The organism is Microbacterium rhizomatis (genome assembly GCF_008710745.1).
Taxonomy (GTDB): Bacteria; Actinomycetota; Actinomycetes; order Actinomycetales; family Microbacteriaceae; genus Microbacterium; species Microbacterium rhizomatis.
In genome coordinates, this window is record NZ_VYSA01000001.1 from 1352501 (window position 1) to 1377647 (window position 25147).

General features: G+C 68.0%; 21 protein-coding genes and 2 pseudogenes. 8 read left to right on the top strand and 15 right to left on the bottom strand.

The window, feature by feature from the left end; genetic code table 11:
- The 6 genes and pseudogenes from F6B43_RS06480 to F6B43_RS06500 all read left to right on the top strand — a co-directional run bounded on the left by F6B43_RS06480 (window position 1) and on the right by F6B43_RS06500 (window position 4745).
- Window positions 1–1113 (top strand): DegT/DnrJ/EryC1/StrS family aminotransferase, encoded by a 1113-nt coding sequence (locus F6B43_RS06480; RefSeq protein WP_170285573.1) that lies wholly within the window; start codon window positions 1–3, stop codon window positions 1111–1113.
- On the top strand, window positions 1110–2039 hold the full coding sequence (locus F6B43_RS06485) for a glycosyltransferase family 2 protein (RefSeq protein ID WP_150448004.1): 930 nt from the start codon (window positions 1110–1112) through the stop codon (window positions 2037–2039). Before F6B43_RS06480 ends, F6B43_RS06485 begins: the two co-directional genes overlap by 4 nt.
- Window positions 2036–2437, top strand: a complete 402-nt coding sequence (locus F6B43_RS06490) for a GtrA family protein (protein ID WP_170285574.1) — start codon at window positions 2036–2038, stop codon at window positions 2435–2437. The genes F6B43_RS06485 and F6B43_RS06490 overlap by 4 nt, the downstream gene beginning before the upstream one ends.
- Window positions 2434–2895: pseudogene (locus F6B43_RS20095) on the top strand (acyltransferase); the annotation flags it as partial. The gene F6B43_RS06490 and the pseudogene F6B43_RS20095, both read left to right, overlap by 4 nt.
- A complete protein-coding gene (locus F6B43_RS20100) occupies window positions 2869–3357 on the top strand; it encodes a sugar 3,4-ketoisomerase (protein ID WP_425486820.1) in 489 nt (162 codons plus the stop codon). The pseudogene F6B43_RS20095 and the gene F6B43_RS20100, both read left to right, overlap by 27 nt.
- A complete protein-coding gene (locus F6B43_RS06500) occupies window positions 3354–4745 on the top strand; it encodes a hypothetical protein (protein ID WP_150448007.1) in 1392 nt (463 codons plus the stop codon). Before F6B43_RS20100 ends, F6B43_RS06500 begins: the two co-directional genes overlap by 4 nt.
- Window positions 4746–5007: 262 nt before the next feature.
- On the opposite strand, the pseudogene F6B43_RS06505 reads toward F6B43_RS06500, so the two are convergent.
- Window positions 5008–5565, bottom strand: a pseudogene (locus F6B43_RS06505) (dTDP-4-dehydrorhamnose 3,5-epimerase family protein); the annotation flags it as partial.
- A gap of 56 nt (window positions 5566–5621) precedes the next feature.
- Complete coding sequence (locus tag F6B43_RS06510; protein ID WP_150448009.1) at window positions 5622–6494, bottom strand: NAD-dependent epimerase/dehydratase family protein; 873 nt, start codon at window positions 6492–6494, stop codon at window positions 5622–5624.
- A gap of 58 nt (window positions 6495–6552) precedes the next feature.
- Here F6B43_RS06510 and F6B43_RS06515 point away from each other — a divergent pair, with 58 nt between their 5' ends.
- Both F6B43_RS06515 and F6B43_RS06520 read left to right on the top strand, forming a co-directional pair.
- On the top strand, window positions 6553–7464 hold the full coding sequence (locus F6B43_RS06515) for an ABC transporter permease (protein ID WP_150448010.1): 912 nt from the start codon (window positions 6553–6555) through the stop codon (window positions 7462–7464).
- Window positions 7464–8714: an ABC transporter ATP-binding protein gene (locus F6B43_RS06520; RefSeq protein WP_150448011.1), complete on the top strand. Its 1251-nt coding sequence runs from the start codon at window positions 7464–7466 to the stop codon at window positions 8712–8714. The genes F6B43_RS06515 and F6B43_RS06520 overlap by 1 nt, the downstream gene beginning before the upstream one ends.
- On the opposite strand, the gene F6B43_RS06525 is transcribed toward F6B43_RS06520, so the two are convergent.
- The 13 genes from F6B43_RS06525 to F6B43_RS06585 form a co-directional block, all read right to left on the bottom strand.
- Window positions 8715–10838 (bottom strand): LGFP repeat-containing protein, encoded by a 2124-nt coding sequence (locus tag F6B43_RS06525; protein ID WP_150448012.1) that lies wholly within the window; start codon window positions 10836–10838, stop codon window positions 8715–8717.
- Window positions 10835–11359: a hypothetical protein gene (locus tag F6B43_RS06530; protein WP_150448013.1), complete on the bottom strand. Its 525-nt coding sequence runs from the start codon at window positions 11357–11359 to the stop codon at window positions 10835–10837. The genes F6B43_RS06525 and F6B43_RS06530 overlap by 4 nt, the downstream gene beginning before the upstream one ends.
- A gap of 9 nt (window positions 11360–11368) precedes the next feature.
- The gene (locus F6B43_RS06535) at window positions 11369–12577 is read right to left on the bottom strand and encodes an alginate O-acetyltransferase AlgX-related protein (protein ID WP_150448014.1); all 1209 of its coding nucleotides are present in this window, start codon (window positions 12575–12577) and stop codon (window positions 11369–11371) included.
- Complete coding sequence (locus F6B43_RS06540; RefSeq protein ID WP_150448015.1) at window positions 12574–13755, bottom strand: acyltransferase family protein; 1182 nt, start codon at window positions 13753–13755, stop codon at window positions 12574–12576. The genes F6B43_RS06535 and F6B43_RS06540 overlap by 4 nt, the downstream gene beginning before the upstream one ends.
- Window positions 13752–15722: a rhamnan synthesis F family protein gene (locus F6B43_RS06545; protein ID WP_170285575.1), complete on the bottom strand. Its 1971-nt coding sequence runs from the start codon at window positions 15720–15722 to the stop codon at window positions 13752–13754. The genes F6B43_RS06540 and F6B43_RS06545 overlap by 4 nt, the downstream gene beginning before the upstream one ends.
- Before the next feature lie 129 nt (window positions 15723–15851).
- Window positions 15852–18113 (bottom strand): CgeB family protein, encoded by a 2262-nt coding sequence (locus F6B43_RS06550; RefSeq protein WP_150448017.1) that lies wholly within the window; start codon window positions 18111–18113, stop codon window positions 15852–15854.
- A 24-nt stretch (window positions 18114–18137) separates the two neighbouring features.
- On the bottom strand, window positions 18138–19058 hold the full coding sequence (locus F6B43_RS06555) for a glycosyltransferase family 2 protein (RefSeq protein WP_150448018.1): 921 nt from the start codon (window positions 19056–19058) through the stop codon (window positions 18138–18140).
- A 101-nt stretch (window positions 19059–19159) separates the two neighbouring features.
- Window positions 19160–20278: a glycosyltransferase gene (locus tag F6B43_RS06560; RefSeq protein WP_150448019.1), complete on the bottom strand. Its 1119-nt coding sequence runs from the start codon at window positions 20276–20278 to the stop codon at window positions 19160–19162.
- Window positions 20279–20283: 5 nt separating this feature from the next.
- Window positions 20284–21732 (bottom strand): LCP family protein, encoded by a 1449-nt coding sequence (locus tag F6B43_RS06565; RefSeq protein WP_150448020.1) that lies wholly within the window; start codon window positions 21730–21732, stop codon window positions 20284–20286.
- Entirely contained in the window at window positions 21729–22196 is a 468-nt protein-coding gene (gene purE, locus F6B43_RS06570; RefSeq protein ID WP_150448473.1) for a 5-(carboxyamino)imidazole ribonucleotide mutase, read from the bottom strand. Before purE ends, F6B43_RS06565 begins: the two co-directional genes overlap by 4 nt.
- A 125-nt stretch (window positions 22197–22321) precedes the next feature.
- Window positions 22322–23458, bottom strand: a complete 1137-nt coding sequence (locus F6B43_RS06575; RefSeq protein WP_150448021.1) for a 5-(carboxyamino)imidazole ribonucleotide synthase — start codon at window positions 23456–23458, stop codon at window positions 22322–22324.
- Window positions 23459–23541: 83 nt separating this feature from the next.
- Window positions 23542–24108, bottom strand: coding sequence for a PH domain-containing protein (locus F6B43_RS06580; RefSeq protein ID WP_150448022.1), 567 nt, complete (start codon window positions 24106–24108; stop codon window positions 23542–23544).
- A gap of 107 nt (window positions 24109–24215) precedes the next feature.
- A complete protein-coding gene (locus F6B43_RS06585; protein WP_150448023.1) occupies window positions 24216–25010 on the bottom strand; it encodes a biotin--[acetyl-CoA-carboxylase] ligase in 795 nt (264 codons plus the stop codon).
- Window positions 25011–25147 lie beyond the last annotated feature (137 nt).

A 25147-nucleotide genomic window follows, 5' to 3' on the forward strand; every position in this document is an offset into this window, starting at 1 on the left:
ATGGCTGACATCGAGGTTTCGATGAACGACCTGTCGCGAGGCATGCAGCACGATCGCGACGCACTGATCAGGGCCGCAACTCTCGTGATCGACTCGGGATACGCCATCCACGGCGCGCAGCACGCTGCTTTCGAGCGTGAGCTCGCGGACTATCTGGAAGTCTCCGATGCCGTGGGCGTCGCGAGCGGCACGGATGCCCTCGAGCTGGCCATCAAGGCCGTCATGCCGGACGGCCGCGACGTGGTCGTGACGGCGGGAAACGCCGGGGCCTACACGTCGACGGCGACGGTCCGCGCGGGCTATACCCCGCGCTACGCCGATGTCGATCCCGACTCCCTCTGCCTCACTGCCGCGACGGTCGCGCCTGTGCTCGACGCTCGCGTCGGCGTCGTGGTCGTGACCCACCTGTATGGACGCATGACCGATCTCTCCGAGCTGCGGTCGCTCTGCGACGCCTCCGGCACCGCCCTGATCGAGGACTGCGCGCAGGCGATCGGCGCGGGAACCCCGGGCAGGCGTGCGGGCTCCGTCGGTCACGCGGGCACGCTCAGCTTCTACCCCACCAAGAACCTCGGCGCCATCGGCGACGGCGGCGCCGTGGTGACGACGTCGCCCGAGATCGCGGCACGCCTGCGCCAACTGCGGCAATACGGCTGGGGTTCGAAGTACAACGCCACGATCTCGGGCGGGGTGAATTCGCGCCTGGACGAGATGCAGGCCGCCTTCCTTCGTGTCCGGCTCCCGCAGGTCGACGGGCTCAACGCTCGCCGGCGCGAGATCATCGCCCGCTACGCAGCCGCAGCGGCGAACGTGGATCCCGACGTGATGAGCGTGCTCACCGCACTCGACGACGGGCACACCGGTCATCTGGCCGCGGCCCGCAGCACCGACCGCGAAGCCGTAAGGGCACGGCTTCGCGCCCACGGCGTGGCAAGCGACGTGCACTTCCCCATCCCGGACTGGGAGCAGCCCGCGTTCGCCGAGTACGCTCCCTCGACGCCCCTACCCGAGACCGTGAGGGCCTGCTCGCAGGTCTTCAGCCTCCCGCTCTTCCCCGAGCTGCGCGAAGACGAGATCGCCGCGGTCTGCGACGCGATCCGGAGTCTTGCGTGACCGATTTCTCCATCGTCATTCCGGTATACGGAAACGAGCACAACATCGTCGCGCTGGTCGCGCGTCTCACCGAACTCATGCCGGAGCTCCCCGAGTCGACCGAAGTGGTGTTCGTCGTCGACGGGTCGCCTGACGACTCGTATGCCGTCCTCGCGTCGATCCTCCCCACCGCCGCCTTCCGCTCCCAGTTGCTCCAGCACTCGCGCAACTTCGGATCATTCGCCGCGATCCGTACCGGGCTGGGAGCCGCGCACGGCGACGCCATCGGTGTCATGGCGGCGGACCTGCAAGAGCCGGCGGAGCTGATGGTCGAGTTCCAGCGGGCGCTCTCCTCCGGGGCCGTCGACGTCGCGGTCGGGCGACGCATCGCCCGAGAAGACCCGGCCATGACCAGTCTGGGGTCTCGCGCCTTCTGGTCCCTCTACCGGCGGGTCGTGATCAAGGAGATCCCCCCGGGCGGAGTGGATGTCTTCGGATGCACGCGCGCCGTCGCGGACGAACTCGTGCGATTGGACGAAGCACATTCCAGCCTCGTCGCGCAGCTCTATTGGGTGGGGTTCCGGCGCGCGGAGATCCCGTACCGCCGCCAGCAGCGCGAGCACGGCGAGAGCGGCTGGACGCTGCGGAAGCGCGTCAAGTACCTCCTGGACAGCGTGTTCTCGTTCACAAACCTCCCCCTCGATCTTCTGCTCCTCGGCGGCCTGGTGGGCACCGTGGCGGTCCTGGTCATCGCTGCCGTCGTCCTCGGCTTCTACATCGCCGGAGCCATCCATGAACCCGGCTATGTGCCGCTCATGCTGACGATCCTGTTCTCGACATTCTTGACGATGATGTCGATAGGCATCGTGGGCGCCTACATCTGGCGCATCTTCGAGAACACGAAACGGCGACCGTCGTCGATCGTGATGAGTCGGGAAGAGTGGTGAGCAGCCCCCACCCGCGCTCTCTCGGGTCGGCCGGATGGCGGTTCCTGATCATCGGCGGACTCAACACCGCCATCACGGCCGTCATCCTCGTCGGCTTGAGCTATATCCTGCCCGGCTGGCTGGCGTACACGATCACCTTTGCGATCGGCGTCGCGTTCAACACCGCATTCGCGTCTCGATGGGTGTTCACCCGAAGCGGATCAGCGCGTGCCACCGCCGTCTATGCCCTCAGCTACGTGGCGATCTACCTGATCGGACTGGCCTGCGTGGCCGGCATCCGAGCACTCGAATGGCCCGAATACCTGAACGCCCTGAGCATACTCGTGACCGCTCCCCTCGGCTTCATAGCGGGTCGGCTAGTGTTTCGAGAGCGTCGACGAGAGGAACCCCCCGCATGACCGACGGCAACGGATACTTCGTGCATCCGCAGGGAATCTGCGAAAGCACCAGCATCGGCCGAGGAACACGGATCTGGGCGTTCTCGCACGTGCTCCCCGGGGCGGTCCTCGGATCGGATGTGAACGTCAACGATCATGTGTTCGTCGAGAACGACGTCGTCATCGGCGATCGTGTCACGCTGAAGTCCGGAGTGCAGATCTGGGACGGCATCCGTCTGGGTCACGATGTCTTCGTGGGCCCGAACGCGACGTTCACCAACGATCGCTTCCCACGAAGCAAGCAGTACCCGGATTCGTTCGCGCGCACCGTGGTCGAGGACGGCGCCTCGATCGGCGGCGGAGCGGTGATCCTGCCGGGCATCCGGGTCGGCCGCCGCGCGATGATCGGCGCCGGCGCCGTCGTCACGAAGGACGTCCCTCCCTACGCGATCGTGGTCGGCAATCCCGCCCGGATCGTCGGCTATTCGGACACACCCGAGCCGACCGTCGAGACCCGGAACGCCGCCATCGGTTCACCCGTGGCGGAAGGCCTCCACACACTGCGGACCGTCAGCGACATCCGCGGGGATCTCCTCCCGCTCGACATCCCGGGTGACCTGCCGTTCACCCCCAAGCGTGTCTTCTTCGTGCATGGCGTCTCGTCCAAAGAGGTGCGCGGAGAGCACGCGCACCGCCGCTGCGAGCAGTTCCTGATCAGCCTCACCGGCAGCGTCTCGTGCATCGTCGACGACGGCACGAGTCGCCGCGAGTTCGTGCTGAACGACCCGTCGATGGGATTGCACATGCCACCCATGACATGGGGAACGCAATACCGGTACAGCGCGGATGCAGTGCTGTGCGTGTTCGCGTCGGAGCTGTACGACAACGCGGACTACATCCGCGATTACGAGGAGTTCCTGCAACTCGCACGCGGAGAATGAGCGTCTCGACTGTACGGAACGCCGAGGGGCGGCGGGCGCGACTGATCAACCTTGCCGCGGCCGCCGCTCTGGTGTTCGCGGTCCAGCTGCTGCGTGGGCCGGCATCATCGTTCCTCTACGACGGGGTTCAGTACTGGGGCGGGCCGTTGGCCCTGCTGGGCGACGAAGGCGTTTCCGAGGTCGCCGTCCTCAACATCCGCGGAGTCCTGACGCCTCTCGTCTACCTCGTCCCGGCTGCGGCCTCGCTGGTCATCGGGTCAGGATCCGCCGGGCTCCTGGTGCTCGTCTGGAATGCCCTGCTCGCCGCCGGCGTCTGCGTTCTGCTCCTGCCCCGGCTGGCGAGCCGGGTGGCGCCGGGGCACGAGATCACTCGAACGTGGATCTCCGCCGTCCTGGGCGCGGTGCTGCTCTCGGGATTCGCGCCCTACCCTCTCTTGGACGTCTGGTCGCTCGCCTTCGCGATCACGGCCCTCCTTCTCTTGACGGCGCGCCCCGAGTGGTGGACCGCCCTCCTCGCGGGCCTGGCTGCTGCCGTCGCCGTGGATCTCCGGCCGTCCTACCTGCTTCCTCTCGCGCTCGCACTGATCGTGCTGTTCATCGCGCGTCCGCGGAGCATCCTGTGGACCGGGGCGGGCGCCGTGATCGGCGTCCTGCCGCAGGTTCTCTACAACGCGATCACGACGGGCTCGTGGAGCCCCGCACCTCATGCCACGGCCTTCCTCGTCAAAGTGCAGTCCGCGCAGGCGACCTACGCGATTCGATACGACACCGTTCTCGAAGCGGCCCGGCATCCGCAGCAGTGGTATTGCAGCCCGAGCTATGCGGCTCTCGGTGCCGCGGATGATCCTCCGACCAGTCCATTCGCTGTGGCGGGATCGCTGATGAGCCACCTTCCCGACTCGATCCGGTTCGCGCTCGAGAAGATCGGGGCGACGCTGCGGTGGTCGCTGACGACGCCGTTCGAGCCCTCCCCGACCCCGCAGATCAGCGCGATGGCCCTCCTGGTCGTGCTCGTCGTTGCCGCCGGGGCCGCGGGGCTGATCTGGGCTGTCATCAACAGTGTCGGTCTCGGACGCTTCGCGGCTGCCGCGCTGCTGTCCATGGGGGTCGGAGTGATGGGCACGGTCGTACTCTCGACCCCCGAGACGCGTTTCGCGCTTCCGCTGGCGATGATCGGAATCGTCGGCGTCCTCACGGTGATCCCCCACTCGGTGCGCCGCGTCCGGCGCGTCCGCGGGAGCGACGTCACGGTCGCCGCTGCAGGGGTTGCGCTCGCTGCGCTGCTCCTCTGGGCGGGCCTATCCGGAGTCGCCCACCCGATGCCTCCCGGCCCGATGGCAACCCCCGCCGACTGCATCGAACTCGCAGGATCGGCAGGATCGAGCTGAGGGGAAGTCAGCGGCCTTCATCAACGCACTCCGCGGCGTCGGCGAGCCCCCCGGGCGGTAGCGCGTGCGGGAGCGCCTCTGCTCCCACGGCGAAGAAGCCGATCGCCAACAGGACGGCGGGCCCATTGCGGTCGGCACGAGGTGCAGGAGTCGACTCAGCGACCACTCGGCCTCGTGCGTGGCTCCACACTGGTCGACATCTGTACCGATCCTCGCCTCGCGATCGTGCTGCCGATGGAGGTGAGGTCTACGCGCCGCGCCCGGGCGTGAGATCACGGAGTCGCGGATGCTGGCGGTCCTTGTCCGAGAGCTCCGCCTCCCCGAGCGGGATCGGCCACGGGATGGCGACATCCTCGTCGGCGAGGTTGAGGAACGTGTACTCGCTCTGCGCGTCCGCGCTCCAGTGGGCGTTCACGAGGTAGGTGTACGCGGTGTTGGGCTCGAGGGTCTGGTAAGCGTTGCCGACGCCGCGCGGAATGTAGATGGCAGTGGAGGGATCGAGTTCGGCCGTGAACACGGTGCCGAAGGAGTCACCGGGTCGCAGATCGACCCATGCGCCGAAGACGCGGCCGAACGCGATCGAGATGAACTTGTCCCACGGTTCCGCGTGGATGCCGCGGGTCGTGCCGGCCGCATCGTTGAAAGAGATGTTGTTCTGCACCGGCGCGAAGTCCGGAAGACCGATGGCCAGCATCTTCTCGCGCTGCCAGTTCTCTTTGAACCACCCGCGGTTGTCGCCGTGCACCGGCAGGTCGATCAGCAGCACGCCGGGAATGGGCGTGTCATGAGCCACGAGCGGCTTTCCGTATTTCACAGGCACCCGAGCCACTTTACAGGCCACCGCACGCGCGATTCGGCCTGGTCAGCGCCGCGGCGTCACTCCGTGGGCTGCGCGGCGTCCGCCATGATCTGCGTGATCCGAACGGCGTCGCCCCACACCCCCGGAGAGTCGTACGGCCGGTCAGGGAAAGCCCCGTACTCGAGCGCAATGGGCAGCTCATTCTCGGCGATGAAGCCCTCGACCCGTTCGGCGAGGCTGACCGGGTGACCCGTGCTGCAGTTGATCACGCCCGTGACGCCCTTCGTCACCGACGCGACGGCGATCTGCCGGGCGAGCTCGTCGACGTGGATGAAGTCGTACAGGTTCTTGCCCGATGTGAACGGCATCGTCGGCTTACCGGCGTCGACCGCCTCGAGAAGGCGCGCGAAGATCGAATTGTTCCGCCGGTCGTCGCCGTAGATGTAATAGCACCGCAACCATGCGAATTCGACCCGGTCCGCGAGTGCGATGTGGGCGGCACGCCGGAGCGCGTCTTTCGCCACCCCGTACAGCGACCGGGGGTTGGTCGGCGTGTCGTCGGTGATCGCACCTTCCCAGTAGCCCACTTCGTGCATCGTCCCCAACGCGGAGATGCGCGGCACACCGGCGTCGGCGACGGCGGAGAGCAGGGCGAAATGCGCGGAGAGGTGCGTCATATGGGAGGGAGCGTTGTGGACGAAACCGTCCTGCCACGCCAGGTGGATGAACCCGGCCGTCTCTTCGCCGACGATGTCGCCCACGTCGAATCCCGGCGCGAGGATGTCGGCCTCGACGATACGGGCGCGCTCGTCGATGTCGCCGCCGCGACCGGGTCGGACCACCGCGACAGCGTCGAAGCCGAGGTCTGCGACGGCACGTACGACGTGACGCCCCACGTAGCCCGCGGCTCCTGTGATCACGACCGATGGGCGAGTGGAGGGTTCTCTCATGTCGGACCCAAGTATATTCGTAGAGTGATCCCGAGCCACACACCACGAAGCGCCATCTGTGTCCGCTGACGCTCGCTTCGAACGGCTCGCTGCGCTGCCTCTGCGCTCGTTCCAGCCCGACAACCGAGGCATCGGTTCCATCTGGCGACAGGTGCGAGACATCGCCGACCATCGGCAGCTCCTCTGGCTGCTCACCCGACGCGACCTGCAGGTGCGCTACCGCGGAAGCGTCCTGGGCTTCCTCTGGACGCTCATCAAGCCGCTCATCCTCCTGGCGACGTACTACGTCATCCTCGGGCAGGTGCTCGGCGCCGCGAAGGGGATCACGAACTTCGGGATCTATGTCTTCTCGGGCCTGACCATCTACATGCTGTTCTCCGAGAGCCTCGGAGCCTCGGCGGGATCGATCGTCGGCAACGGGGGGCTCGTCAAGAAGATCTATGTGCCCCGCGAGATCTTCCCCTTGGCGGCGGTCGGCGGTGCGATCTTCATGTTCGCGATGCAGATGGTCGTTCTGATCGCCGCGATCGTGGTCTTCCAGCAGTGGCCAGACCCCTCAGGTCTGCTCTATCTCCTGCCGTCCATCGCACTCATACTCATCTACGTCATAGCCATCGGTCTGCTGCTCTCCGCGATGAACGTGTATCTCCGCGATGTGCAGTACATCACCGAGATCCTCCTCACGCTCATGATGTGGGGGTCCCCGATCGTCTATTCGTGGCAGATGGTCAAGGACGTCCTGGCTCGCTTCGGTCTGCCCGCTTGGCTCCTCGATGTCTACACCAACAACCCGCTCACCCTGGCGGTGCTGGGTTTCCACCGCGCCCTGTGGTCCGGCGGCACCGCGGCCGACTACCCGGACGACCTGGCCTTGCGGATGGGCGTCGCCGGCGGCATCGGACTCATCTGCCTCCTCATCGCGCATTGGGGCTTCCAGCGGATGCAGGGCAATCTGGCGCAGGAGCTGTGATGGTCGACGAACAGGTCGCGCCCCCCGAAGTGGTTCGCATCAAGAACGTGCGCAAGGCGTTCATCGTGCGTCAGGACAACTCGCTGAAAGACCGGCTCGTCAGCTTCGCCCGCCACCGACAGCACCGCCGCGAATACGTCGCACTGAATGAGGTCTCACTCTCCATCAAGGCGGGAACCACCGTCGGCCTGCTCGGTGTGAACGGCTCGGGCAAGAGCACGCTGCTGAAGCTCATCGGCGGAATCCTCACCCCCGATTCGGGCTCGGTCCACACTCGCGGACGGCTCGCGGCCCTTCTCGAGCTCGGAGCAGGATTCCACCCCGAGCTGAGTGGACGCGAGAACGTGTACTTGAACGCGGCGATCCTCGGCCTCTCACGCGCCGAGACGGACGAACGGTACGACGAGATCGTGCGCTTCTCAGGTATCGGCGAGTTCATCGACAACGAGGTCAAGTTCTACTCATCCGGCATGTACATGCGGCTGGCGTTCGCCGTGGCCGTGCACACCGACCCCGACATCCTGCTCGTGGACGAGGTCCTTGCCGTGGGCGACGAGGCGTTCCAGCGCAAGTGCATGGACAAGATCCGGAGCTTCCAGCGCGAAGGTCGCACGATCATCCTCGTCAGTCACTCCGCCGGGCAGATCTCGGAACTCTGCGACACGACCTTCGTTCTGCAGGACGGCGCCGTCGCCTACGAGGGTGACGCGCGCGGAGGGCTGAGCGCGCTGCGAGACATCATGGAGGGCCGTCGTGTCGGCGAGACGCTCGCCGAAGAGACCGCGGCCGGCGAGAACGCGGGTGCCGAGGGCGAGACGACCGCTCCTCCCATCACCGTCACCTCGATCGAAATGCTCGACAGCGATGGCCGGCCCTCGGACGTGTTCCTCCCGGGTCAGCCGGCGGTGCTCCGGATACATGTGAACGCCGCCGCTCCCGTCGGAGGATGGATGACGGGATTCAGCATCGACAACTCCACCGGGCAGATGGTGATCGCGTCCAACACCGACCTTCTCGAGTCCGTACTGCCGCCCCTGGACGCCGGTGATCACTACATGGACTTCAACATCGCCGCGCTCCACCTCGGACCGGGCGAGTTCTTCGTCAACGCGAACGCCTCACCGACCGTCGATGCCGACACTCACGTGTTCTGGCAGGGCGCCCGCTTCACGATCGGTGGCCCGGAGGGCAACCTCGGAGTGGCACAGGCCGATATCACCGTCGAGGCTCCCGCACTCCGCGGTCACTGATCAGCGCGGCAAGAACGAGACGCTGCCCGCCGCATCCGACCGCGCGACGCCGTTCTGGAACTGCTGAACGCAGCCGGTGGACGAACAGGTCTGCGTTCCCTTGGGCCAGCCCAACCAGGTGGCCTCCGCACCGTAGTAGAACCAGACGTCGAGGATGCGGCCGTAGGGCGTGAACACCGGGGCGGCGTCCCGCTGCTGGGTGACGACTCCAGACGAGTAGTGCTGGATGTAGCCCCCGCCGTTGGACGTCGCATACCGGATGTCATTGAGCGCCGCACCGTAGCCCGACATCCCGCCGGCCGCCTTCCACGCCTGGCCGAGGCCCCCGTAGATGGTGTGCACTCCCCAGGTCGTGGAGTCCGATATTCCGCCGTACTGGAACGACTGCCCACAGCCGGACGCGACGCATGTCCGATCCGAGTACGGCCACCCCCACGTTCCACTCTGGCCCCCGCTCGCGGACCACAGCGCCTGCGCCGGCCCGTACGGCACGAGGAAGATGCCCGCGCCGCTCTGGGCGAGCACGCCGCCGCCGAAGTTCTGCACCCATCCGCCCCCGTTGGCTCCGGCAGGGACCGTGACGAGGTCGGTCAGCGCCGGTCCCAGCGCCCCGAACCCGCCGCGGCGTGTCCACTCGGCGATGAAACCACCGGAGATGACGTGGGCACCGTACGTGGAGTTCCAGGTGATCGTGCCGCCCGCGAAACGCTGCGCGCACCCGCCGGCGACGCAGCTGTACTCGCTCGCCGGCCAGCCGAGCCACCCCTCTCCTCCGCCCGCTCGGAGCCACACGCTCATCACATCTCCGTACGGAACGAGGAATGTCCCTGCGGGATTCTGCGCGACCACCCCTCGCTCGAAGTTCTGGACCCACGCGGGCTGCGCGCCCGCCGTGGAGTAGACCGCGTCGTTCAGCGCAGCGCCGAGCCTGCCGTCGGTGCCGCCTCCCGCCTTCCAGTAGTCGTTGAGACCGCCCCAGAGCGTGTGCGCCCCGTAGGCCGCTGTCGAAGAGATCGTCGCGTACAGGAACGACTGGGAGCAACGCAGACCCGTGGAGCAGATCTGCTCGCCGGTCGGCCACCCCATGCCGCTCGCCGGACCGCCCTGTCGGTTGTACTCGGCGAGGATCACGTTGTCGAAGACGAAGGCCGTGCCCCCGTAGTTGCTGCCGTACACGACGCCCGCGCGGAACCTCTGGTACCAGCCCTGGCCGTTCGCGTCGACGAAGACGGGGTACCCGGTCGGCGGCCCCATCGTCCCGCTCGCGCCGCCTCGTGCGTTCCAGTAGTCCACGAAACCCGGATGCGGCGCATAACTGCGCGTGTCGCCGAACCAGTCCGTGAACAGTCGCCAGAAGTTGCGATTGCCGTAGGCCGAGCAGCTGTCCCCGGTGCCGTACATGTTCGCGAGCGCCGCGGCATTGGGTGTGTACGGCGTGTAGATGTAGAGCGCAGCCGTCGCCTGATTGTTGATGAACACGCTCTGGGTGCCGCACGCCGTGTTCGGGTTGTAGAGGATGTTGTTCCATCGCTGCGCGCGATAGCCGAACGAGTTGGGGTACGCGCGGTAGACCTCGAACTGCCGGGCGGCGTAGTAGACCTGGTAGAAGAAGCCCTGAGTCGCCGGATCGCAGGGAGCGGTGTCGGGGCATCCCTGCCCCATGGCGGCCGAGAAGGACCAGGCCGACGGTGCGGTGTCCGTGACGAGCCCCTGCTCCTTCTGCAGCAGAACGAGGAGCACGCGCTGGCTGATGCCGCAGGATCGGGCGACGTTGTCGATGATCTCCGCCGCGCTCTGGCGCGCGGATGCCGAGTAGCCGTTGCAGAAGGCGTCAGCCGGGCGGTTGTCGGTGGACTGCGCGTAGTCCTTCAAGCAGGTGTACCCGCTCCGGCACGCGCGGACCTGCCCGTTCAGGAAGGTCTGGATGTCGGGGGCGGTCATCGCGTTCGAGTCGTAGAAGATCGCGTCGTCGATGATGTAGCCGGGATCCCAGTCCGCGGCGTTCGCCGCAGACGCCGGGGGCGCGGTCGCGGGAAGGATCGCGATGCACAGCGCCGCGATCAGCACGGCGACGATGCCGGCGGCGGTACGCGAAAGCGTGGCGGCCGTCTTCCGATATCTCACGGGACAGTGACCGTCTGAGTGCCGGAGAGCCCGAAGTGGGCGGCCGAACTGTATTCGAGCGTCGCCTGCCAGTCACCCGGTCCGAGGTCGGCCGTCGGATAGGTGAGCAGGGCGCAGTACGTGCTCTCCTGTGCGGCCGCCGTCGCGCCCGAGACAGTCCTCGTGACGCCCCCTTGGACGAGCGTGAGCGTGCACGCCCCTCCGTCCTCGAGGAGCTTCGGAACCATTCCCGAGGCCTCCACGGTGCCGGAGACGACGTCGAGCGTGATCACGACGACCTCGACGTCGGACGCACGGCCGGGTGATGCGGTGGGCACGGGCAGCGGTGTCGGCTCCGCGGTGACAGCCGCGGTCGGTTCCGGCGACGCCGTGGGGGTGGCGATGGACGTCGGCTCGGTCGAAGAAGAGGGCGAGACCGCGGCCCCCGGCCGTGGCGTGGAGCAGGCGGCGAGTCCGGCACAGGTCAGCAGTGCGAGCACCATGACGGCGACGCGAACGGGCGTATTCACCGGAACTCTCATGCTGCCACGCTAGTAGCCGGATGCTTGAGGCGGTGGATTGAGCAGATAGCGCTCCGCGAGTTGCACGATGACCACGTCAGGATGGTGCTCCTCGACGGCCTGCGCGTAGTTGGACATCTGGGTCGTTCCCGTGATGTACGGCTCGTTCACCTGCCATGTCGGCGAGTACGCCTGCTGCCACAGCGGCGAGAGCCCGCCACCCATCGAATCCCGGAAGATCAGGGCGGACTTGCCCGTCCACGATGCAGGGACCGTCGTTTCGGCGGGGAGGATCGAGAGGTCCGTCACGGAAGTGCCGGGGACGGTTTCGGTCACCCCTGTCTTGTCGGTGCGGGTGACGTCCATCAGCGGATCCGTGAAGTCGGGGACGGCCCAGTCCGCTCCAGGACTCTTTACGCCGAACGGTGCCCATTCGTTGAAATCCCCGACGACGGTCGCACCCGAGATCGCGGGGATCTTCAGTGGCGGCGAGTCGGGATTCATCGCGTTGACGCACGTCGCGATCTGCTTCCACGCGACGTACGCCCCGTACTCCGTCCAGTGGCTGTTGCTCCAGCTGAACAGGTGTGCCGGACCGTCCTTCTGCGCTACGAGATCGGCACGTAGATCGATGATCGGCAGATCCCCCGAAGCGCCGATCACCTGGTCCATGATCGTCGATCCACGCAGAGCCTGCATCCAGAGCGGGAGTTCCTCCGGATAGATGCTGGATGTCGACGGCGTCACCATCACGTAGAACTCGATCCCACGGGCAGCCATGGCATCGCGAACAGCAGTGAAGTGGTCGATCCACTGCTGCACCTGCGTCGCGGTCAGCAGATCGCGGCCGACCGCTTGTGAGGCGTACTGATCGACGTACTCGCTCCAGAAGATCCACCCATTCGGTCCGATGACGTATCTCTCGGCCGTCTCGGCGGAATGCTGTTGCCACGTGGCCTCCGCGGCTGCGCGGTCGGTGATCCACGGCTCCTGTGCGGCGGGCGCGACCGGCGGGCGGCACGATGAGGCGACAGCGTCGGACGACGTCGCCGCAGGTGAGGGAAGGGCGATCTCGGCTGCGCGGCTGGCCAGTTCCGCCGAGGTGATCCGTCCGACCACGAGCGCCACGATCACCAGGATCCCCAGGATCACCAAGGGGAGGAAACGCGCGCGCCGCCACCACCGTCTGCCGGGAGTCATCTCCTGACCGGGCGGCATCCCTGTCGTGCCGGCGGTCATCGGGCGGCCTTCGGCGTGATCACGAGTGTTCGTCCGACCGCCGAACCGATCTTCGCGCGCCGTGCGTGGGTTCGCTCAAGAGCGCGACTCACCCACCGCGGCGTCCAGTTCTTGAGCGCCATCGCCGGTCGCTCGACGAGGTGCCAGCTGAGGTACGCGTACACGTGGACTCCCACGATCACCACCGCGTGGTACACGATCCAGCCGAAGTCCTCCAGCTTGAAATAGGTCGCCAGCAGCATCAGCGGCCATCCGATGATGTAGATGCCGTAGGAGAGATCGCCGTAGCGGTCCCACCGCCTGATCGGGATCCGGATCGCGAACCAGATGAGGACATAGCAGAACGCGTACTGGCCGAGGACCAGCCAGCCGCCCTTCGCATAGGTGTACGCGGCGATGAGCGCGCATGCGACCGCCAGCCGATCGTCGATCGGTACCCGATCGCCGTAGAGGTTGAACAGGATCCCCCACGCGAATGGCGCCAGAAGCAGGAGTGCCCGGAAGTCGCCGAACAGGGGAAGCAGACTCGCCACGTTCCCGAGATTCAGCCACTGCATCATGGCCAGAGCGATGATGGCCCCGGACACGATGCCGCCCGCGACCCGGTTCGACAACGCGCCGGCCACTCCGAGGACTGCGACCAGGATGTAGGCACCGAACTCGAACGCGAGGGTCCACGCCGACCCGTTCCAGTCGAGGATCCCGTGGTCGGTGTACAGCGGCAGGGAGGTGCCCATCCCGGCGATGTTCAACTGCCGCAGGATGAGGGTGAAGTTGTTCGAGAAGTAGGTGAAGGGCGACTCCGACGTGGCGGTCCAGAACCCGGCCCACGTCCCCTTCTCCTGGTACCACGCCAGCGGGGCGAAGGCGTAGGCCGTCACGAGCAGTGCGAGGAACCATCCGGGGAAGATCCTCAGGAAGCGGTGCCAGAAGAAGCGGACGGTAGTGGTGCGACCCATCTTGCTCCGGGAGATTAGGAACCCAGAGAGGAAGAAGAAGCCGCAGACGGCGACCCCTCCGAAGGACTGCTCAGTACTCCACTGCGTCCCGAGGTCCTTTCCCCCGTAGAACCCGGCGATCGGGCCGGCGTGGGAGAAGATGACGAGGAACGCGAGGAACCACCGCAGGAATCCGATGGCGTTGTTGCGAGGATCGAAGGCGGCGGCGAGGCTCCTCACAGGAGCTCCATGTCGTCGACGGCGAGCTCGGCGCTCTCCGGCTCAGGGCGTGCGCGTCTCCATGCGCGCGGGTTCGTCGCGAGGCGAAGCGCGCGGTACGTGCCCCGGAGGGGAACGTAGACGGACCTGAGCAACGGGATGGCGCGAGGCCGACGGAGACGGATGTAGGCCTTCAGATAGCCGAAGAACCCACCGCCGAGGAAGTCGCCCGCGCCGTCGAGGAGTCCGACCTGGTCGATCGGGTACCCCTGGATGTTCTTGCTCATCCGGTCGAGCTTGTACTCCAGCGAGGTATGGCTGATCGCCGCGTACCGTGTGGTCGCGACCGTCTTGGTGTGGAAGCCGAGTTCATTGACGGCGTAGGTGAACAGGCGTTCCTGCACATGCGCGATGCTGCCGTCGAAGTGCTCCTTCGGGGACGGATAGTCCTTGTAGCCGAGATCCACATCGCTCATGAGGCGCAGGGCCGCGGGGCGGAAAGCGAACATGCACCCGTAGGGCGCGAGCGGCGAAGGATCATCGAACGGCACGCGGATACCGATCTTGTCTGCCATCTTCTTCGCGTTCGCCTTGTTGTCGAACCAGCCCCTGCCGAGCGTGGGGTACCCGATGTGGATCGTCGGGGCGTAGACCATCCCCAGGCCCTCCTCCTTCTGGAAGAGGGCGACCAGGTTCGCCGCGTAGCCGGGCGAATTGAGCAGATTCATCAGTTGATGGCGACGGAAGAAGTTCCCCGCGTTCAGATTCTCCTGCACGGTCTTCTTCGAGTGGATCTTGAAGATCACGTCGTAGGCATCGCTGCGAAGTATGTCGCGGCAGCCGACGAAGAAGGCACCCATGTCTCTCCCGCGATTGGACGGAAGGACGCGGATATCGACTTCTCTGAGGCGAGGGTCCTCGCGCTCGCGCAGGATCTCGGCGATGACCCTCGCCTTCGCGGCATCGTCCGTGGTCACGATCACGTCGTACGGCGACGGCAGGTTGGCGGCGTAGTCGAAGAGTTCGCGGGTCAGCTCGGTGTAGAAGATGTGCATGATCACGGCGATGCGGAGCGGCTTCGCCGTGTCATAGGAGATGTCGACGTCGGGCATGATCTCGAGCATCGCGGCATTGGTGTTCAAGACCTTGGGCTGCGATCCGCGCGACATGTTCTGCCAGATGAGCTCGACGGGGTAACCGAGCTCTTGAGCCTTCTCCACATAGCGCCGACCGATGATCGCCTGCCGATCCAGCAGCAGGGGGTCGTGGAAGAACGGCCGACGCTTGAGCGCCGGGCATCCGTCATCCATGAGGGCTTCCGCGTCGAAGAACGCGGGATGCCACGTGGAGTAGTTGCGGTGCGGGAAGGCGACCTCGTACTCGAAGCCGAGCGAGTGGAAGTGGTGGGTGAATCTCGACTCGTGACTCAGGATCGAGTCGGTGTAGGAAACGATCTGGGGCATCTCCGCCCAGTAGCGGCGCCATTCCTCACTCAGGAACAGGCTCGGGCGCACGGCGATCCAGTGCGACTGGATGTGGGCGTGCAGGACGCCCTCCCGAGTGAACGGGTTCGGGCGGAGCTTCCCGTGATCGGTCATACCCCAGTAATCGACGTCGAGCGCGTCCATCCGCTCGAAAACCGGCTCGAACGGATTCACCGGACCGAACCAGGTGTAGTTCATGAGGATGAGCTCGTCGTACTCGGCCAGCCCGTCGCCGATGCTCTCGAGCGCGGTCTTGTATCCCCAGACGTCGTATCCGACGTTCTCGCGCTGCAGGATCGTGTCGGCCACACCCTCGAGCCGCGCGCGTCCGCGGTCTGTGAGATCACCGTTGACCACGACGAAGATGTGATCAGCGAACGGGCGAAGCCTGCGGAGCTTGTAGTCGACATAGTCGTCGACGTCACCCCTCGGATCCCAGAGGAGGTAAACGATGATCCGTTTCCCGCCCTCGGGGAACGGACCGCGCCCAGTCACTTCAGTCACAGGCAATACTTTCTGTTCCGCGGTCCGGATCGTTTCCGAGATACCGGAATCGAGACGTCCCGTCGCCGGTAGTCCGCGTAGAAGCCGGGACGGACGCCTTGCACGCGACCCGACAAGTCTACCCGGCGCTCAGAGACCATCCACGTCCTCACGCAGTCGGGCGACCGCCGCGATGAGCTCGTCGGCACGCGCGTCGAACGAGTGTTCGCGACGGATGCGCTCGGAGGCCCGACGGATGCCGGTTGCGTCGGGGAAGATGTCATCCGGATCCTGCGCAAGGAGGTCCAGAAGCTCCGCCGGCGTGCGGAACACCGGAACGGCATCACCGAAGACGGCTTCGATCCCCTCCACGTACTCGCTGATGACGCGCCCGCCGGCGGCGACGACATCGAAGGGCCGCATCGCGATGAATCCCTCCCGCTGCATCGCCGGCCACTGGTCGTTGAGCACGATGGACGCGGTCTCATACCGCTCACTGAGCTCGCTGTTCGGGATCGAATCCGCCGCGATCGCCGCCGCGGGGATGTACGTGCGCCAATCGGGTCCGTACACACGAACCGGGATTCCCGCGGCGATCGGCACGACCACGCTCGGACGCGCGATTCCCCTCGCGGTGCCGACGAACACGATCTCGTCCGTGCGCGTGAGACCGCGGGGATAGAACTGGTCGGCGTCCGTGCACTCCAGCAGGGGGGTCACTGGCAGTCCCCACCGCGCTGACGCGGTGCGGCTCCACCGGTCCGACGCGGCGAACACCGCGTCGAAAGAGGCCAGCTCTGCACGCGTGATCTGGTCGGGGTGGCTGATGATCCACTCGATGCGAGTACCCGAGCGCGGCGGACGGATGCGGTACGGCCCGCGCACGACGAGGGTGACGTCATCCAGGTAGGCCGTCGGACGGTCCCGTGCCGCGTGGCTGTCGATGACCACGGTCTGCCCGCGGCGCTTCAGTGCGCGCGACAGACCCCGGGCGAAATGGGTGTCGCCCCAGACAGCGCCCGCGGGGCCCGGGGGGGAGCTGATGCGGATCGACCATCGCAACGCAGCAGCCGTCGGCTTCCGCCAGACCAGCCGAGGGCTCGTTTCACCTCGGTGCGTGTGCCAGCCGACGACATCGAACCCGGCAAGTCCATACGTGCGCGCGGCGATGTCGCGATCGTCGCCATACCGCGGCCCGCCACCGGCACGACGCCGGCCGAGGAACACCTCCTCGCGCGCCCAGGAGGTGCTGACGATCGTCGTGAGGACGCGGAAGAGGTAGCCGGGAACGGCGTGCGCGAGCCGAAGCGACAGATCTTCCACCGCGAAGAGCGTTCCCGCCCCGGCGTCCAGACCGCCCGCGCGTGTCCAGTCGGCGCGGGCGACGGCGAAGGTGGGTCCGGACAGGAGCGGCGCCTCCACCTCAGACGGAAGGCGTTCCAGATCTTCGGACGGATGACCGTTGAGGATCCGCAGCGGACGGCGCGTACCGGTGCCGGCCGAACCCACTGCCAGGATCGTGCCGTCTGCGGCGAGCTCGGCCGGAGAGACCGCCAGGCCGGGCGAGGCAGACTCGAGGAGGAGACGGACGTGGGATGCGGAGAGGTCTGATCGCGGACCCACGACGCACAGGCGCCCGTCGACCCCGACGGGGACGCACTGGCCGACGGCATCGCCGTATTCCGTCCGAGCGTCGAGGACGCGCCCGCCGACGCCGGCCACGAAACGGGTCAGCATGTCGAAGGCGACCCATTGTGCGGGTTCGCCGCCGACCATGCCCACGCTCACCGCAGCGGAGGGCGCGAGCGTCGCGGCGAGCGCGAGACGCTCGCTGTAGTCCCTGTCGCGCTTCTGGAGGAGCCGGACCACCAGATCCCCCTCCCCCGCCGGCGAACGCGAGGCCTTGCCGTGACGCCATTCGTGCGCTGCCTCGAGCGCCCACGCCCGCACGTCGACCACTGCCACCTCGCGCGTGATCGAGCCGATCCGCACGGTGATGGTCGCGTCCGCCCGAGCGTCCCACACGGTCTCCAGTGCCGGCCGGTCTCCGCGTACCGGCGTGCTCGGAGCATCCCACCAGGGGTGGAGCCGGACGGTGAAGCGATCGCTGAGCAGGTACGCGTAAAGGGCGGGCACCCTGTCGGGCTCGGGGAGCGATCGGCCTGCGATGAGCTCGTCGAAGAGAGGATTGAGGCTCAGACCCGCCCGGAATCCGCGTCTCACATAGTCCTTCACCGCGCGGGCCGGGGAGGTGTCCGCCCACCCTCGTTGTGCCCCGTAGTATTCCGCGTCGACGAGCCCCGAAGCCGCGATCGCTCGTGCCCACCACAGACGGTCAGCCGCCCGGACGGCCGAGCCGACCAGGGGAACGTCGCGCAGCCTCCGCCACGCGACGCGCAGACGCGCTCTCACCCGATCGATGTTAGACGAGCCTGTTCAGCGGTCTTTGCGCAGACGCCGGCGCATCCGACGCAGCCTGGACCAGACGGGCTGATGCGCGTCGATCTCGAAGCGGATCCGATCCTCCTGTCGAGCGAGACCTTCATCGATCCGGTGGGCCAGACGCTGCTCGAGGGACGCGAGGTAGAGCGGGAGCCCGACACCGTTGTCGGCGATCCAGCGCGCCAGCTCGCGATCCCGCACCTTCGCGTCATCGTCGATGTGCTGGTGCTGCAGCGCGAACATGCTGTTCGCGTCGATTCCTTCAGCGTCGGGCCGCTGCATCCACAGGGCGAGCGGGGGCCCGTCGATGTATCCGATCTCGTACCGCGGGAGGATTCTGAGGAGCAACTCCCAGTCCTCGACCGCGTCGAGCGACTCGTCGTACATCCCGACATCGTCGTGCACGGAGCGGCGGTAGAGGAACGAGATCGGCACAGCGCGATTGACCTCGAGCATCTCGCTCAGCGACATTCGCGTCATCTCCTTCCAGAATGGCAGCCGGGCGGTCTCGACCCATCTCGTCCCGCGCTTCTCCTCGTAGACCACCGCGGTCGATGCCACGACACCTGCCGCATCCGGGTGTGCGTCGATCCAGGCGACCGTCTCGGCCAGGAACTCGCGTTCCCACAGGTCATCGTCGTCATGGAGGACGATCAGCGGTGCGGACGTCGCACGGATTCCTGCGTTCGCCGCCGCGCACCTTCCCCCCGGACGGGGCACCTCTTCTATGCTCACGCGCGCGCCCAGATCGGCTGCGGCCACGACGGCGTCCAGCTCGTCGCGATTGCCGGCGTCGTGAGCGATCACGATCTCCCACTCGACGAACGTCTGTGCGGAGATGTCGGCCAACGCCCGGGCGACGAAGTCCGGACGATTCTTGGTACGAACGACGATACCCACCCGCGCTGCTGCCATGCACATCACCCTATGGCGCGAGCGTCCGCCACCGATTCCGGACACCTCGGATCGGGCGGAACCATGTCCCCGCGCAGGCACGGCGCGACGCCGGAGTGGCCCTAGAGGTCCGCATGCAGCTGCCACACCCTGTCGGCGGCATCGCGCCACGAGAACGCGCGCCCGCGATCGGCGGCGAGCACCGACATCCGCTCCACTTCCGCTGCGGAGCCGAGAGCCCGCGCCAGCCCCTCGCCGAGCGCGGTGACATCCGCTGCGAGCACGCCGCCGTCCAGGACGACGTCGGTGTGCACGGGCGAGTCGCTGGCGATGACGGGGACACCGAGCGCGAGCGCCTCGACGATCCTCCAGGGGAAGGCGGTGCGACGCGACGAGGCCACGAGGGCGACCGCGCTGCCGAGCACCGCTGCGCGATCGGTCGCGGAGAGCGCCCCACGGACGTGGACGAGTCGCTCGGGGATGCCGGCAGCAGACGCGATCTCGGTGATCGCCGGCTCTTCGCCCTCCGGTGCGTCCACGACCACGACGGGCATGTCGAGCCCGGCCGCGGCGACGGCCGCGAAGCCGTCCGCGAGCGCATCGGAGACGGCCGCTCCCCCCGACAGCAGCACGAAGCCTTCGGGAAGACCGAGTTCGCGGCGTCGGCCGATCTCATCGCGGGGCACCGCGAAATCGGCGGGCGCGGCACCCGAGATCACCCGGATGCGGTCGCCCAGGCGACCGAGGCCGGCAAGACGCTCGGCCATCGCATGCGTCGGCACGACGACGGCATCGGCGTGCTTCGCCGCGCGCTTGAGCATCGCCCTGTGCCAGGAGACGGTGGTGCGGGGCAACTCTTCCGGTGCCTCCCACGGACGCAGGTCCCACACGGTCACGACGGTCTGGTCGTTGTCATGCACCCGGTCGTGCCGCACGAGCGGAGCGAACAGCGAAGGGGAATGGATCATCCCGCCCCCGACCCCGGGGGCGACACCGAGCTGCCAGGTCCCGGCGAGCTCGCGGCGCGCCAGCGCCATCGAATGCAGATCGGCGAGCCCCGGCAGGGCCTGGGCGACAGCATCCCGCCCGTCCTGTGGAATCGCCGGGATGATTCCTGCGACCTCGCACCCGCGTGGAGCGGCGCGGATCAGGGCACGGGTCAGTTCGCGGGTCGCGGTCGCCAGATTCGAGTCTGTCGGCGCGGCCAACTGGTCGAGCACAACCCTCAGAGTCGCCGTCATCGGCCTCAGCCGCCGGTCGACGGGGTAGCGGTGGGCGGGTGCAGCGTGTCGTGGATGAGCTGCTGGATGTAGCCGAAGTCGGGATCGAACTCGTCGATGCCCTGCGCGGGGGTGAGCTCGATCGTCGTCACCGGCTGGGCCTTGGCCTTCACCGCGAGGTCCAGAAGCGTCGGCAGGAGGGACTGCGGCAGATCGGTCTGCAGGAGGTTGGCGCCGGCGTTCGCCACGTCCTGGAACCTCGTGAGCACGACCTCGGGGGTGAACTGCGCGAGGATCGCCTGCTGCAGTTCGCGCTGGCGGCGCATCCGGTCGAAATCGCTCGTCGTGTACCGCGACCGGGCGTACCACTGAGCCGTGTCGCCGTCCATGTGCTGAGGGCCGGCCTCGATCCAGCCGATCGCCCAGTCGTCGGCCGATTCGCCGTCGTACGTGGGGCCCCATCCCTCCGGGAGCCGCTCGGTGACGGTGATGTCGACGCCGCCGAGCGCATCCACGAGGGCCGCGAAGCCGTGCATGTCGAGGAAGACGTAGTACGGGATCTGGATGCCGAGGATGCCCTCTGCGGCGTCTTTGGTCGCCTCGATGCCCGGCTCGGAGCCGTTCGCGACGGCATCGGGATAGAGCGTGTTGCCGTCCTGACAGACCTCGACCTCGGTGCGGAGCTGGTTGATGCCGCTCCCCCACCCGCACGTGTCATCGGCGTGGCCGGTGTGACCGTCGGGGTACTTGTCCTGCATCGGGCCGGGTGCGAACGGGAAGTTCGGCATGTCGCGCGGGATGCCGGTGATGGTCGTCGCCCCCGTGGTGGCGTTCACCGAGACGACCGAGATGCTGTCGAACCGCATCGAGTCGCGGCCCTCGCCGCTGTCGGCCCCGAGCAGGAGGATGTTGTAATAGCCGTCCGAGGGCGGGACCGACGGCGCGCTCGCACCGAAGATCGCACCCAGCGTGTCACGTGTCGTCCCGGCGACCTGCGAGGCGTAGACCGCCCCGCCGCTTGCGAGCACGAGTCCGGCGATCGCGACGAGAGCGACTCCGACGCGCGCGGCGGGCTTGGCCTTGACGAGCCGGACGAGACGGAGAGTGTCGATCGTCAGCACGACCCAGAGCACGGCGTACGCGAGGAGGAGGACCTGCGCGACCAGGAGGGCGAACCAGTTCGTCGCGATCGTGAGGAAGACCTGCTGCCAGAGGATGCCGCACAGTGCCGCCAGGACGACCAGCGTCCACATGACCAGCGTCGAGGCGAGCCCGAACCGGCCCAGGCGGCGATTGCCGGCGAGCACCTGCGCCGAGCCCGGGATGAGGAAGTTCATGCCGACGAGCCACCAGGCCCGGCGCGTCATCACCTGGGGGGACGAGCTGTCGGGTCGGCGGAGCGGACGGGTCTCGAGCAACGGCACCGCCGGCGCGTGTCCGCCGGGGCGCGGACGGGGAGGGCTTGTGACGCTCACAGCGACTCCTTCAGCCGGCGGTTCTTCTCATCGACCTGGGTTTCGAGCTCGCGGGCATAGGCTTCGACACGGTCGGCGAGAGCAGCATCCGCCACTCCCAGAATGCGCGCGGCCAACAGCCCCGCGTTCTTGGCACCCCCGATCGAGACCGTCGCAACCGGGATGCCGGCGGGCATCTGGACGATGCTGAGCAGCGAGTCCAGTCCGTCGAGCGTCGCGAGCGGGACGGGGACGCCGATCACCGGCAGAGCCGTGACGGAGGCCAGCATGCCCGGCAGGTGCGCGGCGCCCCCGGCTCCGGCGATGATCACGCGGATGCCTCGCCCGCGAGCGTCACGGCCGTAGCGGATGAGCTTGTCGGGGGTGCGGTGCGCCGAGACGACCTCGACCTCGTGGGCGACGCCGAAGTCGGTCAGGAGCTGCGACGCGTCGCTCATGACGCGCCAGTCCGAGTCGGAGCCCATGACGACGCCGACGAGGGGCGCGTCTGAGGAGTGCAGGGGCACGATTCCCGAAGCGGACGCAGTCACCCGACCAGGCTATGGCGCGACCCTGGAAGAAGCCCGCAACGGCGCGGCCGGACGCCGGATCAGTCGCCGAAGAACGCCGCCGCGGCGCGGGCGCGATAGGCGACGTCGTCGAGGTCGTCCCCGGCGACGTTGACGTGCCCGACCTTGCGGCCCGGGCGGGGCGCCTTGCCGTAGGTGTGGATCTTCGCGGCGGGCTGGTCGACCATCGCGGCCGCGAACCGCTCATCGAGCGCACCTTCGGCCGGGCCGCCGAGGATGTTCACCATCACCGACCACGGCTGCGTCGGATCCGTGGCGCCGAGCGGCAGATCGAGCACGGCGCGCAGGTGCTGCTCGAACTGACTCGTCGTGGCTCCGTCCTGCGTCCAGTGACCGCTGTTGTGCGGACGCATCGCCAGCTCATTCACGAGGATGCGGTCATCGGTGGTCTGGAAGAGCTCGACGGCCAGCATCCCGACGACGTCCAGACCGTTCGCGATCGCGACGCCGAGCCGGGCGGCCACCTCGAGAAGTCTCTCGCCGGCGTGCGGCGCGGGTGCGAGCACTTCGGCGCAGACGCCGCCGCGCTGGACGGTCTCGACCAGGGGGTAGGGCGTGGCCTGGCCCGACGGGCGGCGGGCGACCTGCTGCGCGAGTTCGCGCGAGAAATCCACGAGCTCCTCGGCGAGGAGCGATCCGCCCCGCCCGTCCTCGGCGAGCGCGGTGAACCAGTCATCGGCTTCGGCCCCGGATGACACGACCCGCACGCCCTTGCCGTCGTAGCCGCCGCGCGGCGTCTTGACGACGGCCCGGCCGCCGTGCGCCGCGACGAACGCATCGAGCTCGGTGGCGTCCGAGACCGCGGCCCACTCGGGCTGCGGCATCCCCAGCTCCGCCAGTCGTGTGCGCATCTCGAGCTTGTCCTGCGCGAATCGCAGCGCGTGCGGCCCGGGGTGCACGGCGACTCCGGCATGGACGAGAGCGGCAAGGACGTCCTGAGGCACGTGCTCGTGGTCGAACGTGATCACATCGACGTCTCGGGCGAACGCGAGCACCGTGTCGGCATCGCGGTAATCGCCGACCGCGGTCGCGGCGAGGGACGCGGCCATGCCCGGCTCCTCGCCGAGGACCCGCAGCTCGACGCCGAGCTCCACGGCGGGAGCGATCATCATGCGGGCCAGTTGCCCGCCCCCGACGACTCCGACGCGCATGACCATGGTGGTGCCCCTTTCCGACCCACCCATCTTCTCGCACCCGAGAGCGCGGCACGCGCGGTGGAGAGCCCGTGCGCGGTGGCCGGTCAGGCCGGCAGCGGCGGCATCGGCGGAATGCCGGGCAGCGCCTGAGCATCGCGATGGGCGAGGATCTGGTTCACCTCGACCTGATCGACGAGGGCCTCATGCACGAGTTCTGCGCTGGGGATGTTCGCCAGCACCATGGGCGCGTCGACCCCGTTCGACAGCGTGAGCGTTCCGGCGCCCCACATCCGCTGCAGGATCCCGCGCCGCACCCCGATCGTGTACCCGCGCACGTGCGACAGCTCGCGACTGCGCTGGCCGAACAGCCCCGAGCGCTCCATGACCCGTCGCGTGGTGACGGTGAAGGTGTGGCCCCACCACAGGAGGAACGGCAGCACCACCGCCAGAACGACCACCACGGCGGCGGCGGTCAGCAGCATCCAATCCTCGAAAGGAGCGGGGAGGTTGCCGAGGAAGTAGCCGACGGCTCCGGCCACGGCGATCAGAACGATCGCCGACCAGAGCAGGCGACGCGCGTGCGTGCGGAACCGCGCGATGCGCAGTTCCGGCGTGGCGGCGCCCGGCCCGGGCAGGACGGGGCGTCCTCCGTAGGTCGTCGGCTGAGTCACTCCACCATTGTGCCGCCACCCGCCGACCCCTCGGTCGCCCCACGCCGCCCTCGGTGCGCTCGGCACCCTCGGCACCGTCGGTGCTGGCGGTGCGCGCGGTGCGCGAGTCAGCGCACGTGCACCACGTCGCCGGCGCCCACCGCCGTCTCGACCTCACCCGCGACGACCACGAGCCGGCCGTCCGGGTCGAGTCGCTGGGCGCGACCCTCGAGCGTCGCGCCCCCGGGGAGCGCCACCCTCACATCGGAGCCGATCGTGGTGCAGAGCGCCTCCATCTCGCCGAGGATCCCGGCCGCAGCCGCGTCCCCGCCGGCCGCGGCGAGCGCCGTCAGCTGCTCGTCGAGGGCGGTCAGGTAGGCGGCCAGCAGCGCATCGTCGTCGACCTCGAGCCCGAGGGCGGCGAACGACGTCGCCGTCGCCACGGGCAGGTCGGCCTGCGACATCGTCGTGTTCACGCCGGAGCCGATGACGACGACGTCCGGATGCCCCGCGACCGCCTCAGCGAGGATCCCGCAGATCTTCGCCCCGTCGATCAGGACGTCGTTGGGCCACTTGAGACCCACCGAATGCCCCGTGCCGAGCACCTGTGCCGCCATCGCGCGGGTCATCGCCGCCCCGGCGATGAGCGGGATCCACCCGCGGCTCACCACGGGGATAGCCGCCACTCCCACCGCGACCGACACGGCCAGCGCCGTCCCGGCGGGGGCCGTCCATGTGCGGTCGAGCCGCCCGCGACCGTGCCGCTGGTCCGTGGTCAGCTCGAGCGACAGGTGCGGCCACGCGGCCGGGTCGGCGATGACACCGGCCACGACGTCGGCGTTGGTCGAGCCTGTGGCCTCGACCACCTGGACGCGAGGGCTGACGGCGGCGGAGCGGGGGTAGCCCGCGGCGGGGATCGGCATGCCCACACCCTACGCGGGGCCGGCGGGGACCGTCCGGCCTTGACACCCGTGCTCGCCGTCTGCAGGGAGCGCTGTGACGCACGGGTCAGGAGTGACGCACTCGCGTGCTACCGGCCCGAGCTCCCTGCATACGGCCG